The organism is Comamonas badia DSM 17552 (assembly GCF_000484635.1).
Lineage (GTDB): Bacteria > Pseudomonadota > Gammaproteobacteria > Burkholderiales > Burkholderiaceae_C > Comamonas_C > Comamonas_C badia.
Genome location: NZ_AXVM01000007.1, coordinates 79,465 through 92,239 on the forward strand (window position 1 = coordinate 79,465; position 12,775 = coordinate 92,239).

Genomic DNA, 12,775 nt, shown 5'->3' on the forward strand with positions numbered 1-12,775 from the left:
GTAGTCAAGATTCCACGGAGCTGCCCAGCATCTCGGTGGCGTGGGCGATGGTGGCGGGCGAGAGTTGCTCTCCCCCCAGCATACGGGCGATTTCCCGTGTGCGCTGCCGGCCTTGCACAGGCGCCACGCTGCTCGTGGTCTGCGCCTTGCTGCTGTGCTTGGCGACCACCCAATGCTGATCGCCGCACGCGGCCACCTGTGGCAGGTGGGTGACGGCAAGCACCTGCCGGTCGCGTCCGAGCTGGCGCATCAGGCGCCCGACCGTCTGCGCCACGGCGCCGCCCACGCCGGAATCGATTTCATCGAAGATGAGGGTGGGCACCTCGCCCAGGCGGCTGGTGGTGACGGCAATCGCCAGCGCGATGCGTGAGAGTTCGCCGCCCGAGGCGACCTTGCCGATCGGGCGCGGCGTCATGCCAGGGTGACTGGCGACCAGGAATTGCACTTGGTCCGTGCCATGCATCCCGGGCTCAATGGCAGAGAGCGCCACTTCAAACCGGCCTCCTGCCATACCCAGCCCCTGCATCGCTTGCGTGATGGCAGATGCCAGCAAGGGCGCGGCCTTGGCACGGGTACGCGACAGCGCGCGCGCCGCCTTGTCATAAGCGCCTTGGTGCATGCGCTCTGCGGCCTCGAGCGCGGTCAAGTCCGCTGCCGCATCGAGCTGCTGCAACGATTCTTTCCAGCCCGCCAGCACGCAAGGGAGCTCCTCCGGTCTGCGCCGGTAGCGGCGCGCCAGCTGAAGCCACAAGGACAGGCGTTCATCCAGCTGCTGGATGCGTGCGGGATCGGGTTCGGCATGGCGCAGGTAGCCGTGCAGCTGGTGTGCCGCATCCTGCGCCTCCGCCATGCTGGAGGCGAGGGCGGTGCACAGGCTGGCAAATTGAGGCTCCACCTGCGCGTGCTGCTGCACTGCCTGCTCCGCGTGCGCCAGGCCCTGCAGGGCACCGCCTTCATCATCGCCGCCCTGCAAGGCCTGGAGGGCAGCCTGTGCGGCGGCCAGCAATGCTTCGCTGCTGGCCAGGCGCTGGTGCTCCTGGTTGAGCTCGTCCCATTCGCCGTCCACCGGCGCGAGTTTGCCGACTTCATCGATCTGCCACTGCAGGCGCTCGCGCTCCTGCTGCAGCGTGCCTTGCGTTGCCCGTGCCTGTTCCAATTGCGCTTGCGCGCTGCGCCAGGCTTTCCAGGGCTGCGCCAGGGGGCTGCTGTCAACGCCAGCGTAAGCATCCAGCAGCCCGCGAACGGCCTCGCCGCGCGTCAGGCTTTGCCAGGCATGCTGGCCGTGGATGTCGATCAGCCTCTCGCCCAATGCCCGCGCCTGCGTGGCAGTGGCGGGCACGCCATTGATCCAGGCGCGGCTCTTGTCCTGTGTATCGATCGTGCGGCGCAGCAGCAGGCTTTCTTCTGCCGGAAAACCTGCGTCCTCCAGCCAGCTGGCGAGCGTGCCGGCGGGTGCATCGAATTCGGCGCTCAGGTCGGTGCGGTCTGCGCCCTCGCGGATGACGCCGGTGTCCGCACGTGCGCCCAGCACGAGCTGCAGCGCATCGATCAGGATGGATTTGCCGGCGCCGGTTTCGCCGGTCAGTACCGTGAAGCCGTCTTTCACCTCCAGTTCAAGCGTGGTGACGATGACGAAGTCGCGCAGGGCAATGCGGCGCAGTGCCATGTTCAGGCTCCTCCTTCATTCCAGCTCAGCTTGTTGCGCAGCGTGGCGAAATAACTCCAGCCTACCGGATGCAGAAAGCATGCGCTGTACGGTGAACGGTGCACGACGACCCGGTCCCCGAGCTTGAGTGTGGCCAGTGATTGCATGTCGAAATTGGCACTGGCATCACGCCCGTTCACCAGCTCGATCACCACCTCGCTGGCGTCGGGCAGAACGATGGGGCGGTTGGTCAAGGTGTGCGGCGCGATCGGCACCAGCACCCAGCCGGGAATGGACGGATGCAGCATGGGCCCGCCGGCCGAGAGCGCGTACGCGGTGGAGCCCGTCGGGGAGGCGACGATCAGGCCGTCGGCCCGCTGGTTGGCCACGAAGCTGCCGTCGACTTCCACGCGCAGCTCCACCATGCCCGAGGTGGAGCCGCGGTTGACCACAACGTCATTGAGCGCCAACGCCTCATAGACGCAATCACGTCCGCGCAGCACGCGCCCGTGCATCAGCGGGCGCACGTCCTCTTCGTACTCGCCCGCGAGCATCGGGGCCAGGGCCGCCTCGTAGCCCTCCAGCGGAATGTCGGTGATGAAACCCAGCCGGCCCATGTTGATGCCCACCAGCGGCGTGCCGTGGCTCGCCAGGCGCCGGCCGACACCCAGCATGGTGCCGTCGCCGCCCATGACCAGGCCCAGGTCGCAGTGCCGCCCGATCGCATCCAGGTCGCGCGTGGCGTAGCCCCGCAGGTGGGTGTGCGCAGCCGTCTCGTCTTCCACCGTCACTTCGCAGCCTTGCGCCTGGACGAAGTCAGCAATGGCGCGGATGGACTGGCACAGGTTCGCAGGCGCTGCGCGCGTGCGCGAGGCCTGGTATTTCCCGATGACGGCAACGCGGCGGAAAATGGACGACATGGCGTGATTACATCATCAAGGCGGCTGCCATGAAGGTGATTGCAGCGGTTGCGATGTTACGCGTTGTCCTAGAATGTTTTCATGCTGGACGAGCGCGCAAAACTTCTGCTCAAGGCGCTGGTGGAGCGCTACATCGCCGATGGGCAGCCCGTGGGCTCGCGCACGCTCTCGCGCGCGTCGGGACTGGAGCTTTCGCCCGCGACGGTGCGCAACGTCATGTCCGACCTGGAGGAGCTGGGTCTCATCGTCAGCCCGCATACCTCCGCCGGGCGCGTGCCCACCGCCAAGGGCTACAGGCTCTTTGTGGACACCATGCTCACCGTGCAGCAGGAAAGCCTGCCCGCGCTGCAGATCAAGCCCGAGCAGCCGCAGAAGGTGATCGCGCACGCGGCGCACATGCTCTCCAGCCTGTCGCAATTCGTCGGCGTGGTGATGGCACCGCGCCGGGCATCGGTCTTTCGGCACATCGAATTTCTGCGCCTGTCCGAAAAACGCGTGCTGGTGATCATCGTCTCGCCCGATGGCGACGTGCAGAACCGCGTGATCTTCACCGAATCCGACTACACGCAATCGCAGCTGGTGGAAGCCGCCAACTTCCTTAACGCCAACTACGGCGGCCTGGCCATCGAGCAGGTGCGCGAGCGGCTCAAGACCGAGGTGGACAGCCTGCGCGGCGAGATCGCCCAGCTGATGCAGGCGGCGGTGAGCGCCAGCAGCGAGGCGTTGAGCGCGTCGCAGGATGAAGTCGTGATCTCGGGCGAACGCAACCTGCTGGCCGTGAGCGATTTTTCCAGCGACATGGACAACCTGCGCCGCGCCTTCGGCCTGTTCGAGCAGAAGACACAGATCCTGCGCCTGCTCGATATCTCCAGCCGCGCCGAGGGTGTGCGCATCTTCATCGGCGGCGAGAGCCACGTGGTGCCGTTTGAAGAGCTTTCGGTGGTGAGCGCTCCGTATGAGGTTGACGGCAAAGTGGTCGGCACGCTGGGCGTGATCGGCCCCACGCGCATGCCCTACGACCGCATGATCCAGATCGTCGACATCACGTCCAAGCTGGTTTCCAATGCGTTGAATCACCGGGCATAGCCTCTACAATGCGCACGGTCCGCAACAGGCGGGCGCGCACGCGGGCCGTTAGCTCAGTTGGTTAGAGCAGAGGACTCATAATCCTTTGGTCGTTGGTTCAAGTCCAACACGGCCCACCAATACAGATAAGGAAAGCGTGCTATGTTTTGCATAGTTCACTTTTTCTTTTTGTGTTGCCTGTAGGCAATTTGTAGGCAACTTTGCTTTTTTTGGCAGTCCACAAACCCGGCAAACAGGCAAAGAAAACCCCGCACGCGGCGGGTGTGGGTGGCGCTGGGTAAGGGGGCACACAAACTGCGTACCCTTCCCTCGCGGGCGCGTGCGTGACGGGGTTTTGGTGTGTAGCGTCGTCAGGCCAGCAGCACTACCGGCTCGATAACCTCGCACTCGACATCAATCGTCAGGCTTGCCGGGTCAGCAGCGGCGCAGGCTTTGCGCAGTCTGGCCTTTGCTGCGGCTTCTTCCTTGCGGGCGTCAGCCAATCCCTGCGATGCCCGGCCATAGTGCGGATGAAGAAAACTACCAGGTACACGCTTTGCCATTGCGATGCGGCGCAGCCGGGCACGGTTCCATGCCAGTGCAGCAGTGGCCACGGCCTGTAGTTCACGACGTTCAATGGATGGCATGGGGCTTTCCTTTCTTGTCGATAAGCGGGGCTGTCAGAGCTTGCGGGCACTTTGTGGCCTGAATTTCCATTTTCCGCGCGCGTGAAAATTCGAGGAACCGGCCCGTTGCAGAATCTCGATTCACCGTGGTTTCACCCCTCCCCCTGGGGCCTTCCCGCCCGTTGCTGGGGTTTGATTGTTTTGCCATGCGGGGGATTTTTTCTGCGCGTGAGGAACCGCGTGGTTTCCGTGAACGAAGGGCTCCAGGGTTTTGATACCCCCCCTCAAAAACCCATCGCCCCATCGTCCTGCGCCATTGCCTGCCAGGCTTCATCACGCGGGCGCTGGGGCTTGTCTGTCGCCTGTGCGGCCTTGCGCTTCCTACTCACGTTGTAGGCGCTCAGAACGGCATGCGCGAGTAAATCCAGCCCCACACGCGGCGCGCCGGTTTTGTCTGCCCATGGTTTCGGCGTCAAGGTTCCAGACAAGGCCACGCTTTCACCATCGGACAAGGCCAGCAGCGCGGCGCATGGTTCAGGCGAAAAGCACACGGCATTGATGAAGTGGCTTTCCCCAGCCCCATCGGCGGCGCGCAGCTTGCAGGTGACGAACGGGCGGCCATTCTTGCCGGTGCGTTCTTGCGGTTTGCCGTACACAGTGCCAGCAATCAAAGCGTCAATCATGGCTGTTGTCCTTGTTCACGTGTTCCAGGGAAGGGTTGTTTTGCGGTGACTGTGTGTGCGCTCTTTCCCCCATACCCCCTAGCGGAGTCGCCGCAGTCGCCGCACTCCTCTGCGGTGGGTGCGGTGACTTTCTCAACCCCATAAGTCGCCGCAGTCGCCGCAGTCGCCGCAAGCCCGGCAAATTCCCTGCCCTTGCTGGTGACTTCCCAGCACTCGCGCGGCTTCCTGTCAGCACCACGGTGAATCACGCGCGCAAGCTGCCCGGCACGTTCCGCACGGCGCAGCAGGTTGAACACGTCGGCAGATTTGAGCCCCTTCGGGAAAGTGCTTTCAGTGGCCAGCAGCTTCGCGGCATTGGTGCGACTTGTGGTGGCGCTGGTGACGTGCTCACCACGTTCTGCAAATTCCGCAATCAGCCGCAGCAATGCCTTGGTGTTCACGCTATCGGCAATGTGCGCAACGACACCAGTAGGGGCGCTGTCCACTTGCGGCAGGCCGTCGCACGGCCAGAACAGGCTCAGCGGCTCGCGCAGTTGCTTCCCATGATTTCCTTTCTGGTGCTCCAGCTTCAGCGTCCCGGAGTCGTCGCGGCTCATGAAGAGGCGGCTTCTGACGCTGTTGTTCCAGGCAGTGCTGCCGCTGTAACCTTCGCCGCCTTCGGCCTTGCGTGCCCGTGATGTGGCCTTGTCCACGTGCGCCAGCAGCAGCATGGCGGCGTCGTTGCTCTTGGCAATGGCGGCAAGGTGGCGAATGAAGGCGCGCACCTGCCTGCGCTGGATTTCATCGCCCCCGTAGGCATCGCTGCTGTTGTCAATCACGACAAGCCCGGCACCTTTGGCAATCTCACACAGTTCCGCGTAGGTGGCTGTTGTCAGGCCATCGTCCCGCCTGTCTGCGCTGTAAAGCTCAGGGTTAGCGGTGCCGTCAACGATGGCCAGGTGCTGGGCTATCTGTTCTGGTGCAATGCCCCATTCGCGGCAGATATGCGCCAGGCGGTGGCGTACCACATCGCCCGAATCTTCCAGGCTCACGAACACCACGCAGGCGGGTTCGGTGGCGATGCCGAAAAGCTCGCGGCCTGTTGCCACGGCAACGCAAAGCATCAGTGCAATAAAACTCTTGCCTACGCCACCATGCGCGCTCAGTAGCGAGACAACACCACGCGGCAGATAGCCATCCCAGACAAAGCGCGGCGGCGCGCTGGGGTGGGTGAACACCCCGGCAACGTCAACCGGCAGCAGCAGCGGCGCGGGCTTGGGCGGCTCGCTGGCCGATTCCAGCAAGTCCGCCAGCACATCCGCACCTTCGCGCTGGGCGTAGTCGTTGCAATCAAAGTTGGGCGGCTCACCCTCAGGCAGGCAGGCCACCAGGCAACCCAGCTCGGCAGCGATGCGGCGGGCGTCGGCTTCTTTGCCCACGTCAGGCACCAGCACCAGCCGGGCGGCGCTGTCCTTTTTGTGGATAGCGCGCGCCACGGTGGCGACGTTGCCCCAGCCAAAGCAGCAGACAACGGCGTGCCCGGTGGCCTGCCAGATGGCCCATGCCTGCCCGATACCTTCCACGATGTAAAGCGGCGCATCGGCCTGGGGCGTGCCCACGGTGAACGAAGCCCCGGCCATCGCATAGCCGGGCAGGTTCATCTTCTTGCCCTGGGACGGAATCAACTGCAGGCTTTGCAGCTCGCCCGTTTCGGCGTAGGCGGGAACAACCAAAGCCCCGGCCATCGCCTGCCCACCAATGCGCAAAGCATCATCGGCAGGCAGGATGCGCAGGCTTTCGAGCGGCACGCCAGCCGCACCCTTGCGCACGATGTAGGCGTGCTGTTCCGTAGCGGGCACGCAGCGCGCCAGAACGTCGGCAGGGACCATGCCAGCGCGCGGCGCGGGCAACGCCACCACGGGCCGAATAGTGGCCTTCCTGGGGCGTTGCTGCTGCTGGGGCTTGTTCATGCGCCAGCCATGCGCGGCGGCAACGTGAAACAGGGTGCCAGCGCCTACGCCTTTGCCCGGCTTGATGCTGCGCAGGGTATCGGCAAAATCGCGGGCGTTGTAGCTGCTGCCCTGTTCGCTCCAGACGCGCAGCTCGTCGACATCAAGCCCGGCGGATTGCCCGGCCATCAGCACGTTTACCCATTCATCGCGCGGCAAATCGGCAGGGATGCAATGCAGCGCATCGCGGGCGCGTTCGGTGTCCATCATCATCGTGCACCCCCTTGCATCGCCAGCGCCTGGGCGGTGTATTTCGCATCAAGGCGGTAGAGCGCAATCACCCTGCCCGGGCAATCGTCGGTGGGGCTTGGGATTTCGATAGATTCCACAGGCCAGCCAAGCTCGCGTACCAGCCTGAAAATCGCGGCGCTCAGACGCCACGAACCTGTTTCCGCTTCAAAGTCGGGATGGTCAATCAGGCGGCCATCCATCAGCATCGCCAAAGCCTTGTCAGGAAGGGTCCCACGCGTGGGCCAAATCGGGCAAAATGGCGGCGGTGGCAGAAACGAAAGTTGTTCGCCATAGCCCCCGGTAGCTTTGGACGGTTGCGGGGGCTGTTTTTTTGTCTGGGTGGTGCGCGCCATTACTGCACCCCCAGCACGGCGCGCAGGCCAGCCACGGGCCAGCCAAGGCGGCCATTGATGCGGATAGGGTGCAGGCCAGCGGGGAAGGTTTCAGCGCAGGCCCAGCCCCTGAGAGTCTGCGGGCGGCGGTTCAGGTAGTGCGCTGCGGCTTCGGTGGTGACAGTCGGGGAAGTGACTACGCCCAGCGGCGGATATTTTTCATGCGCGGCAATTTTTGCCGGGCTTACCAGCTTGGGCGCTGGTGTTTGCTGGATACCGTTTTGCATGGCGGCGTTTCCTTGCATGTTGAACATGCCGCCATTGCGATTGCGGGGTATTTGCAGGGGAAATAACCCTGCCAAGCCTTCCTATGACAACCCGGTTAAATCAGAGTGCCATCCCGGATAAATGGGGTGTTTAACCCTGTCAATCGTCGCGCGTGTCGCCTACGCTGTATCTGGCATACACATCAGGAAACCACTGCTCCAGCAAGCGCCAAGCGGTGCCCTCGGGCAGTGCGGCGGCATCGCGCCTTGGCACCATCAGGTAGCGCAAAACGTCGATTACTCTGAACAATGGCGGGTAACCGCCCTTGCCCTTCTTGCCTGCAATTTCGCACGCTGCCTGCAGCTTGGGCCTGTCTTTCAAGCTGCGAAACCATGCAGTGTCCATGCCGGTTGCTTTCCCAAAAGCGGCAATCAATTGCTCAGGTGTTGCCAGCATGGCGTAGTCATGTTTTGGGGCTTCGTCCTGGGGTTGTGCTGGGACTTCGAATGCATCGGCTAGGGCACGAGCGTTGTAGCCTGTCACGCGGCAATCAGCGGGCACGGTTTGAAAATCCGGTTCTCCATCTAGAAGTATTCCCTTCGCGTAGCGCCACTTTGCACCGTCCGCATCTTTGAAGCCGTCAAACGTGCGCCAGCTTGCATGCCCTATGTTGGCAAGGTGCTGGCAAGCAGTCAGCGGCAATATCACGATGCAGCCTGCAGGCACGATATTTTGATTTTCCTGCCCCGCATTGCAAAACACGCGGCCATCATGGGCGCGCACTTGTGCTGTACGGTGAACAATGGCGTGTAACGTGATTTCCCCTCTACCGGCAGCGCGTAGAAAATCGGCAATGGTGATTTCCTGCCAGGCATGTTTGGATGCCATTTGCGCAGCTTCTTCAAGCGTCAGAACGTCAACGTTGGTAATGCGTCCGCCATTCCACTCGCTGCGCGGTTCAAGTCGTTCCCACTGCACCAATTGGAGGCTGACAGGCATGGATTCGGGCGGTTCTGGTGTTTGGCATAAGGCGTCCAGTTCTTCCGAAGAAAACGCCTCATAGTCGCCATGGTGCAAAGCTTCAATCTTTTCCTGGGACACCCCCAGCCACGCGGCAGCTTCAATATCGCTCAGGCATCGGTAGCGAATTGCAGTGCTCAGGTGTTGCACTGTTGCGGCGCGTGCCCTTTGAGTCATAGTCATAGCACCCCCTTAGTGCAGCCCTGACAAGGTGCCCCAGCAGGCGGGCAGGGAACCCGCTTTTCGGTTCGCGGGCCTAGCTGGGGCTTCGCGGTGTTCAGTGTCAGGTGTGCGCTGGTGCCACGCTCAGGCGCAGGCCCAATGCGTGCAATACCTTGCTGACGGTGGTGATAGTCGGGTTGCCCTTGTCGCTCAGGGATTTGAACAGGGCTTTGTCGCCCACCTCCGCGCGGCGTGCCACCTCAGCCATGCCGTGCGCCTGGGCAACGTGACGCAGCGCCACCAGCAACGCGGCGGTGTCGTCCTGCTCTATGGCGGCCTCGATATAGGCTGCGGCTTCCTCCGGGTTCGTCAGTGCCCGGGCGATGCTCTCTGCATAGCTCTTGTCGCGTGCGTTCATGGCTTGCCCCTTTGCTTCCAGTCGTTCAGATAGGCGATGGCGTTTGCAATCTCGCGGCGCTGGTCGCTCTTGTCGCTGCCACACAGCAGCAGCACCAGCACTGCGCCTTGCCTACTCAGATACACGCGATAGCCCGGGCCGTAGTCAATCCGAAGCTCTTGCACGCCATCGCGCAACGGCTTGCAGTCACCCAGATTTCCAGCCTCTACGCGCGCCAGGCGGGCGCGGATTTTGGCCCTTGCCTGCCTGTCTGCCAGCTCGTCCAACCAGCGCTCAAACGGTGCGCGCCCCTCGCTGTCGATGTAAATGCGCAGTTCCATGATGGTATCGTAAAGAGTACTTCAATGCACGGCGCGCAGCTTGCCCGGCTCCGCGCTGGCATCAAACGGCACCCCGGCCTGTTCCAGAATCCACGCTTCAAACTTTTCATGATGCAGGCGCAGCAAATCGAGCGGGCGCACGCGGTAATGCTTTTCAGCGGTGGCGCTGGGCTTGTGCCCTTGAATCTGCGCCACCACGCCAGCGGGCAATTCCAGCCATTCGGCAAGACTGCCAAAGCTGCGGCGCAGGCCGTGCAGCGTCAGGTGCTCTATGCCTGCCACGGCGCAAACATCGGCCAGGCGGTGGTTCGGGCGGCTTATCGGTTGCGCCAGGGTGTCGCTGCTGAACACCCACTCACTGCGGCGCGGCAGGGCGGCTATCAGGTGGTGCATGTAGGGCGTAAGGGGAATCATGCGCGTGCCATCCTTGCCCCCTTTCGATTCGTCCTTGTCGCGGATGGAGAGGCTTTTCCACTGCGTGTTCACGTCGTCCCAGCGCAAGCCCAGCAGCTCGCCAGTGCGCGCGCCAGTCAGCAGCAGGCCCAGCAGGTAGGCACGAACCGTCGGGTTCAGCCCCAGCACGGCGGCAAAGAATGCCGGTAGCTGCTCCTTCAGCAGTGCGTCGCTTTTGGTTTGTGCCTTGCCCAGCGCCTCGCGGGTGGCGCGCCCCTTGGTGGCGTTGCTGGTGACAACCGGCGCATATTGCGGCTGTTCGCTGCACCAGTTCAGGAAGGCACGCAGCAGGCGCAGCGCAAGGCGGGCGCTTGTCGGGCGGGTTTGCCCTTCGCGCTGCGCCCATGCCTGCACATGCTCGGGCGTCACGTCGGCAAGTTGCATCGGCGCAAAGCACGCCAGCAGGCCGGGCGCGGTGGTGCCTTCGCGGCGCTTCATCGGCTTGCCCCCTGGGGCCATCATGTCCACGTTGTCGCGCAGGTGCAGTGCCCCCCAGTGCGGGCGACGGTTTTCAACGTAACTTGCCCACGCATCGCCCACGGTGACGGCCTGGGCCTGCTGCTGCGCTTGCTGGGCTTCGCGTTCTGCCTGCTGCTGGCGCTTGGTTTCGCGCACGTCCTGCCCGGTGTCAGTTACCATCTTCAGGCGCTGGGCTTCGGTACGTGCTGCTGCCAGTGCCCAACTTTTCACGTCGCCTATGGTTTGCCGAATGGTTTTGCCGTTCAGCCGGGCTTCAAAAACATAGGTTTTGCGCCCACCAGCAGCGGCGCGCAGCAGCAGGCAAGGGGCGTCACTGTCCCAGAGAAAGGCTTGTGACTTGCCGGGCGGGCAGGTGAAGGCGTCAACCCGTCCGGCGGTTAGTCTGGTGCGGCTTTTGGGTGTCGGCATGGAATCTGTAGGCAATCTGTAGGCAAATTGAAGCGAAACCGATGAACGCCAATCAACGCGAAAACCATGAAAAGTTTTGCTAAGTTGTTGATTTGCATTGATTGTAGCTACGGCAATCAATACATGCAAATAGTTTTCTAGCCCGACTCATAATCCTTTGGTCGTTGGTTCAAGTCCAACACGGCCTACCACTATTTCCTCTCCATGCAGGATACCGACGCTGCGACAGCTGTAGATAATCCCGGCCAGCAGAGCCAGGGTGGCGCGGGAGGGCTGGCGGCGCGGCTGGCCGGAGCTGCACTGGGGCCCGTGGGTGCAGACCATTACCTGAGAGCCTTCGATCGCCTGGACGCGGCGGGGCGGCCGGTACTGTCGTGGAACTGGGGCGCTGCCTTGGCGGGGCCTGCGTGGCTGGCGTTTCGCGGCTTGTGGCGTTTCCTGCTCGTCTATGGTCTGGCCCTGGCTGCGGTGCTTGCGGCATTGGCGTTTGCCAGCAGCCAGGCTTTGCTGCCCGGTGCCATTGCTGCCGGACTGGCGCTGGCCATTCTGCTTGCGGGAGCCGTGGGTCTGGGGCTGCGGGCCGATGTGCTGTTGCATGGCCAGGTGCAGCGGCGCATTCAGTCGGCGGTGGCTGCGGCGCCCACCATCCAGCAGGCCATCGATGCGCTGGGCAAGGCAGCACCCGGCAAGGCCAGGCTGTGGCTGGTGGCGCTGGCCTCCGTTGCGTGCGCTGCCGTGCTGGTGCTGGCGGGGCTGGCATGGCGCGGCGGTGCCTTGGAAGGGAATGCGCCGTTGCGCAGTGAATCCGTGTCCGGCCCGGTGGGTTCGATGGCGGAGGCTGCGCCGCGTGCACGAGCGCCGCAGCCGAAGCCGGAACCCGCGGCTGTGGTTGCAGAGATTCCGGAGCAGGATGGGGGGCGGGCGCAAGCGGTTCAGGATGGCACGGAGGCGGCGCTGGCGGCGTTGGCCAAGCCGGCCGCGGTCGCAGGCAAAGGTGCGAGCGCACGGCCACCGGCGCGCGCGCCGGTGGCCGCAAAGCCAAAGGGTGCTGCTGCCGGGAAGGAGCCTGCCCGTGCAGCCACCGCTTCCGGCGCCGGCGGACGCAGGCTCTACATCAACGTGGGCATTTTCGCGGACCCTGCCAACGCCCGCCGTGCCAATGATCAATTGCGCCAGGCAGGACTGCCTTCCGCCGTGGATACCCTGGCGCGCCCGGGCAACAAGCAGCTGCAGCGCGTGCGCGTCGGCCCGTTCACGTCCGCGGCGCAGGCCAACGAGGCGGCGGCCAGGGTCCGGTCGCTGGGCTTGGATGCCGTGCCGGCCGTGCAGTGAAAAGGAGGCATCGAATGCAATGGATCGAATTTTTGCGGCCTGGCCTGGTCGCCGTGGGTGCGGCGGCGCTGGCGGCCTGCGCTTCCGCCCCGTGGGCGCCTTCGCCGCAACCCGCGCCTCTGGGCCGCGCCGATGCGCCCGCGGGCGGTGCCTGCAATGCCACGGCGGCGCAGGCGGTGCGCGGCAGGAGTGCCGATGCGCAAACGGTGGAGCAGGCGCGCGTATCGTCCGGTGCCCGCAGGGCGCGGGTGCTCTACCCCGGGCAGGTGACGACCAAGGAATTTGACGCTGAGCGGCTCAACCTTGATGTGGATGCCAAGGGGGTGATCCTGGCGGCGCGCTGCGGCTGAAGAGGGCGCCATGGCCTCGCTGAGCGTCCATGGCGCACCTGCGGGCGCGTGACGGAGCCCGTGTCACCGTCATTG

General features: G+C 64.0%; 14 protein-coding genes and 1 tRNA gene. 4 read left to right on the top strand and 11 right to left on the bottom strand.

Annotated elements, in window-relative coordinates:
* Positions 1-4: 4 nt before the first annotated feature.
* Both recN and K320_RS0114915 read right to left on the bottom strand, forming a co-directional pair.
* Positions 5-1,666, bottom strand: a complete 1,662-nt coding sequence (gene recN / locus K320_RS0114910; protein WP_024539627.1) for a DNA repair protein RecN — start codon at positions 1,664-1,666, stop codon at positions 5-7.
* Between the two features lie 2 nt (positions 1,667-1,668).
* Complete coding sequence (locus tag K320_RS0114915; RefSeq protein WP_024539628.1) at positions 1,669-2,565, bottom strand: NAD kinase; 897 nt, start codon at positions 2,563-2,565, stop codon at positions 1,669-1,671.
* An 81-nt stretch (positions 2,566-2,646) separates the two neighbouring features.
* Between K320_RS0114915 and hrcA the strand changes: the two genes are divergently transcribed.
* Entirely contained in the window at positions 2,647-3,651 is a 1,005-nt protein-coding gene (gene hrcA, locus K320_RS0114920) for a heat-inducible transcriptional repressor HrcA (protein WP_024539629.1), read from the top strand.
* A 42-nt stretch (positions 3,652-3,693) separates the two neighbouring features.
* Positions 3,694-3,770 (top strand) — tRNA-Ile (locus K320_RS0114925).
* Between the two features lie 231 nt (positions 3,771-4,001).
* Here the strand turns inward: K320_RS0114925 and K320_RS19130 are convergent.
* The 9 genes from K320_RS19130 to K320_RS0114970 form a co-directional block, all read right to left on the bottom strand.
* Positions 4,002-4,277, bottom strand: coding sequence for a hypothetical protein (locus tag K320_RS19130; RefSeq protein ID WP_156914010.1), 276 nt, complete (start codon positions 4,275-4,277; stop codon positions 4,002-4,004).
* Between the two features lie 263 nt (positions 4,278-4,540).
* Positions 4,541-4,939 (bottom strand): single stranded DNA-binding domain-containing protein, encoded by a 399-nt coding sequence (locus tag K320_RS0114930; RefSeq protein ID WP_024539630.1) that lies wholly within the window; start codon positions 4,937-4,939, stop codon positions 4,541-4,543.
* A complete protein-coding gene (locus K320_RS18460) occupies positions 4,936-7,140 on the bottom strand; it encodes an AAA family ATPase (RefSeq protein WP_024539631.1) in 2,205 nt (734 codons plus the stop codon). Before K320_RS18460 ends, K320_RS0114930 begins: the two co-directional genes overlap by 4 nt.
* On the bottom strand, positions 7,137-7,511 hold the full coding sequence (locus K320_RS19135; protein ID WP_156914012.1) for a hypothetical protein: 375 nt from the start codon (positions 7,509-7,511) through the stop codon (positions 7,137-7,139). Before K320_RS19135 ends, K320_RS18460 begins: the two co-directional genes overlap by 4 nt.
* Positions 7,511-7,777: a hypothetical protein gene (locus tag K320_RS0114945; protein ID WP_245593900.1), complete on the bottom strand. Its 267-nt coding sequence runs from the start codon at positions 7,775-7,777 to the stop codon at positions 7,511-7,513. Before K320_RS0114945 ends, K320_RS19135 begins: the two co-directional genes overlap by 1 nt.
* Before the next feature lie 139 nt (positions 7,778-7,916).
* Positions 7,917-8,960 (bottom strand): hypothetical protein, encoded by a 1,044-nt coding sequence (locus tag K320_RS19140; RefSeq protein ID WP_156914014.1) that lies wholly within the window; start codon positions 8,958-8,960, stop codon positions 7,917-7,919.
* Positions 8,961-9,060: 100 nt separating this feature from the next.
* Positions 9,061-9,357: an addiction module antidote protein gene (locus K320_RS0114960; RefSeq protein ID WP_024539635.1), complete on the bottom strand. Its 297-nt coding sequence runs from the start codon at positions 9,355-9,357 to the stop codon at positions 9,061-9,063.
* On the bottom strand, positions 9,354-9,677 hold the full coding sequence (locus tag K320_RS0114965; protein ID WP_024539636.1) for a type II toxin-antitoxin system RelE/ParE family toxin: 324 nt from the start codon (positions 9,675-9,677) through the stop codon (positions 9,354-9,356). The genes K320_RS0114960 and K320_RS0114965 overlap by 4 nt, the downstream gene beginning before the upstream one ends.
* Positions 9,678-9,698: 21 nt before the next feature.
* Positions 9,699-11,018 (bottom strand): tyrosine-type recombinase/integrase, encoded by a 1,320-nt coding sequence (locus tag K320_RS0114970; RefSeq protein WP_024539637.1) that lies wholly within the window; start codon positions 11,016-11,018, stop codon positions 9,699-9,701.
* 204 nt (positions 11,019-11,222) lie between these two features.
* Between K320_RS0114970 and K320_RS0114975 the strand changes: the two genes are divergently transcribed.
* Both K320_RS0114975 and K320_RS0114980 read left to right on the top strand, forming a co-directional pair.
* Positions 11,223-12,350: an SPOR domain-containing protein gene (locus K320_RS0114975; protein ID WP_024539638.1), complete on the top strand. Its 1,128-nt coding sequence runs from the start codon at positions 11,223-11,225 to the stop codon at positions 12,348-12,350.
* A gap of 14 nt (positions 12,351-12,364) precedes the next feature.
* Positions 12,365-12,700: an I78 family peptidase inhibitor gene (locus K320_RS0114980; RefSeq protein ID WP_024539639.1), complete on the top strand. Its 336-nt coding sequence runs from the start codon at positions 12,365-12,367 to the stop codon at positions 12,698-12,700.
* The last annotated feature ends 75 nt before the right edge of the window (positions 12,701-12,775 follow it).

What these genes read in the sequence shown, in the direction of transcription:
- recN (WP_024539627.1), bottom strand. Translation starts at nt 1,666, where the DNA reads ATGGCACTGCGCCGCATTGCCCTGCGCGACTTCGTCATCGTCACCACG.
- K320_RS0114915 (WP_024539628.1), bottom strand. Translation starts at nt 2,565, where the DNA reads ATGTCGTCCATTTTCCGCCGCGTTGCCGTCATCGGGAAATACCAGGCC.
- hrcA (WP_024539629.1), top strand. Translation starts at nt 2,647, where the DNA reads ATGCTGGACGAGCGCGCAAAACTTCTGCTCAAGGCGCTGGTGGAGCGC.
- K320_RS19130 (WP_156914010.1), bottom strand. Translation starts at nt 4,277, where the DNA reads ATGCCATCCATTGAACGTCGTGAACTACAGGCCGTGGCCACTGCTGCA.
- K320_RS0114930 (WP_024539630.1), bottom strand. Translation starts at nt 4,939, where the DNA reads ATGATTGACGCTTTGATTGCTGGCACTGTGTACGGCAAACCGCAAGAA.
- K320_RS18460 (WP_024539631.1), bottom strand. Translation starts at nt 7,140, where the DNA reads ATGATGATGGACACCGAACGCGCCCGCGATGCGCTGCATTGCATCCCT.
- K320_RS19135 (WP_156914012.1), bottom strand. Translation starts at nt 7,511, where the DNA reads ATGGCGCGCACCACCCAGACAAAAAAACAGCCCCCGCAACCGTCCAAA.
- K320_RS0114945 (WP_245593900.1), bottom strand. Translation starts at nt 7,777, where the DNA reads ATGCAAAACGGTATCCAGCAAACACCAGCGCCCAAGCTGGTAAGCCCG.
- K320_RS19140 (WP_156914014.1), bottom strand. Translation starts at nt 8,960, where the DNA reads ATGACTATGACTCAAAGGGCACGCGCCGCAACAGTGCAACACCTGAGC.
- K320_RS0114960 (WP_024539635.1), bottom strand. Translation starts at nt 9,357, where the DNA reads ATGAACGCACGCGACAAGAGCTATGCAGAGAGCATCGCCCGGGCACTG.
- K320_RS0114965 (WP_024539636.1), bottom strand. Translation starts at nt 9,677, where the DNA reads ATGGAACTGCGCATTTACATCGACAGCGAGGGGCGCGCACCGTTTGAG.
- K320_RS0114970 (WP_024539637.1), bottom strand. Translation starts at nt 11,018, where the DNA reads ATGCCGACACCCAAAAGCCGCACCAGACTAACCGCCGGACGGGTTGAC.
- K320_RS0114975 (WP_024539638.1), top strand. Translation starts at nt 11,223, where the DNA reads ATGCAGGATACCGACGCTGCGACAGCTGTAGATAATCCCGGCCAGCAG.
- K320_RS0114980 (WP_024539639.1), top strand. Translation starts at nt 12,365, where the DNA reads ATGCAATGGATCGAATTTTTGCGGCCTGGCCTGGTCGCCGTGGGTGCG.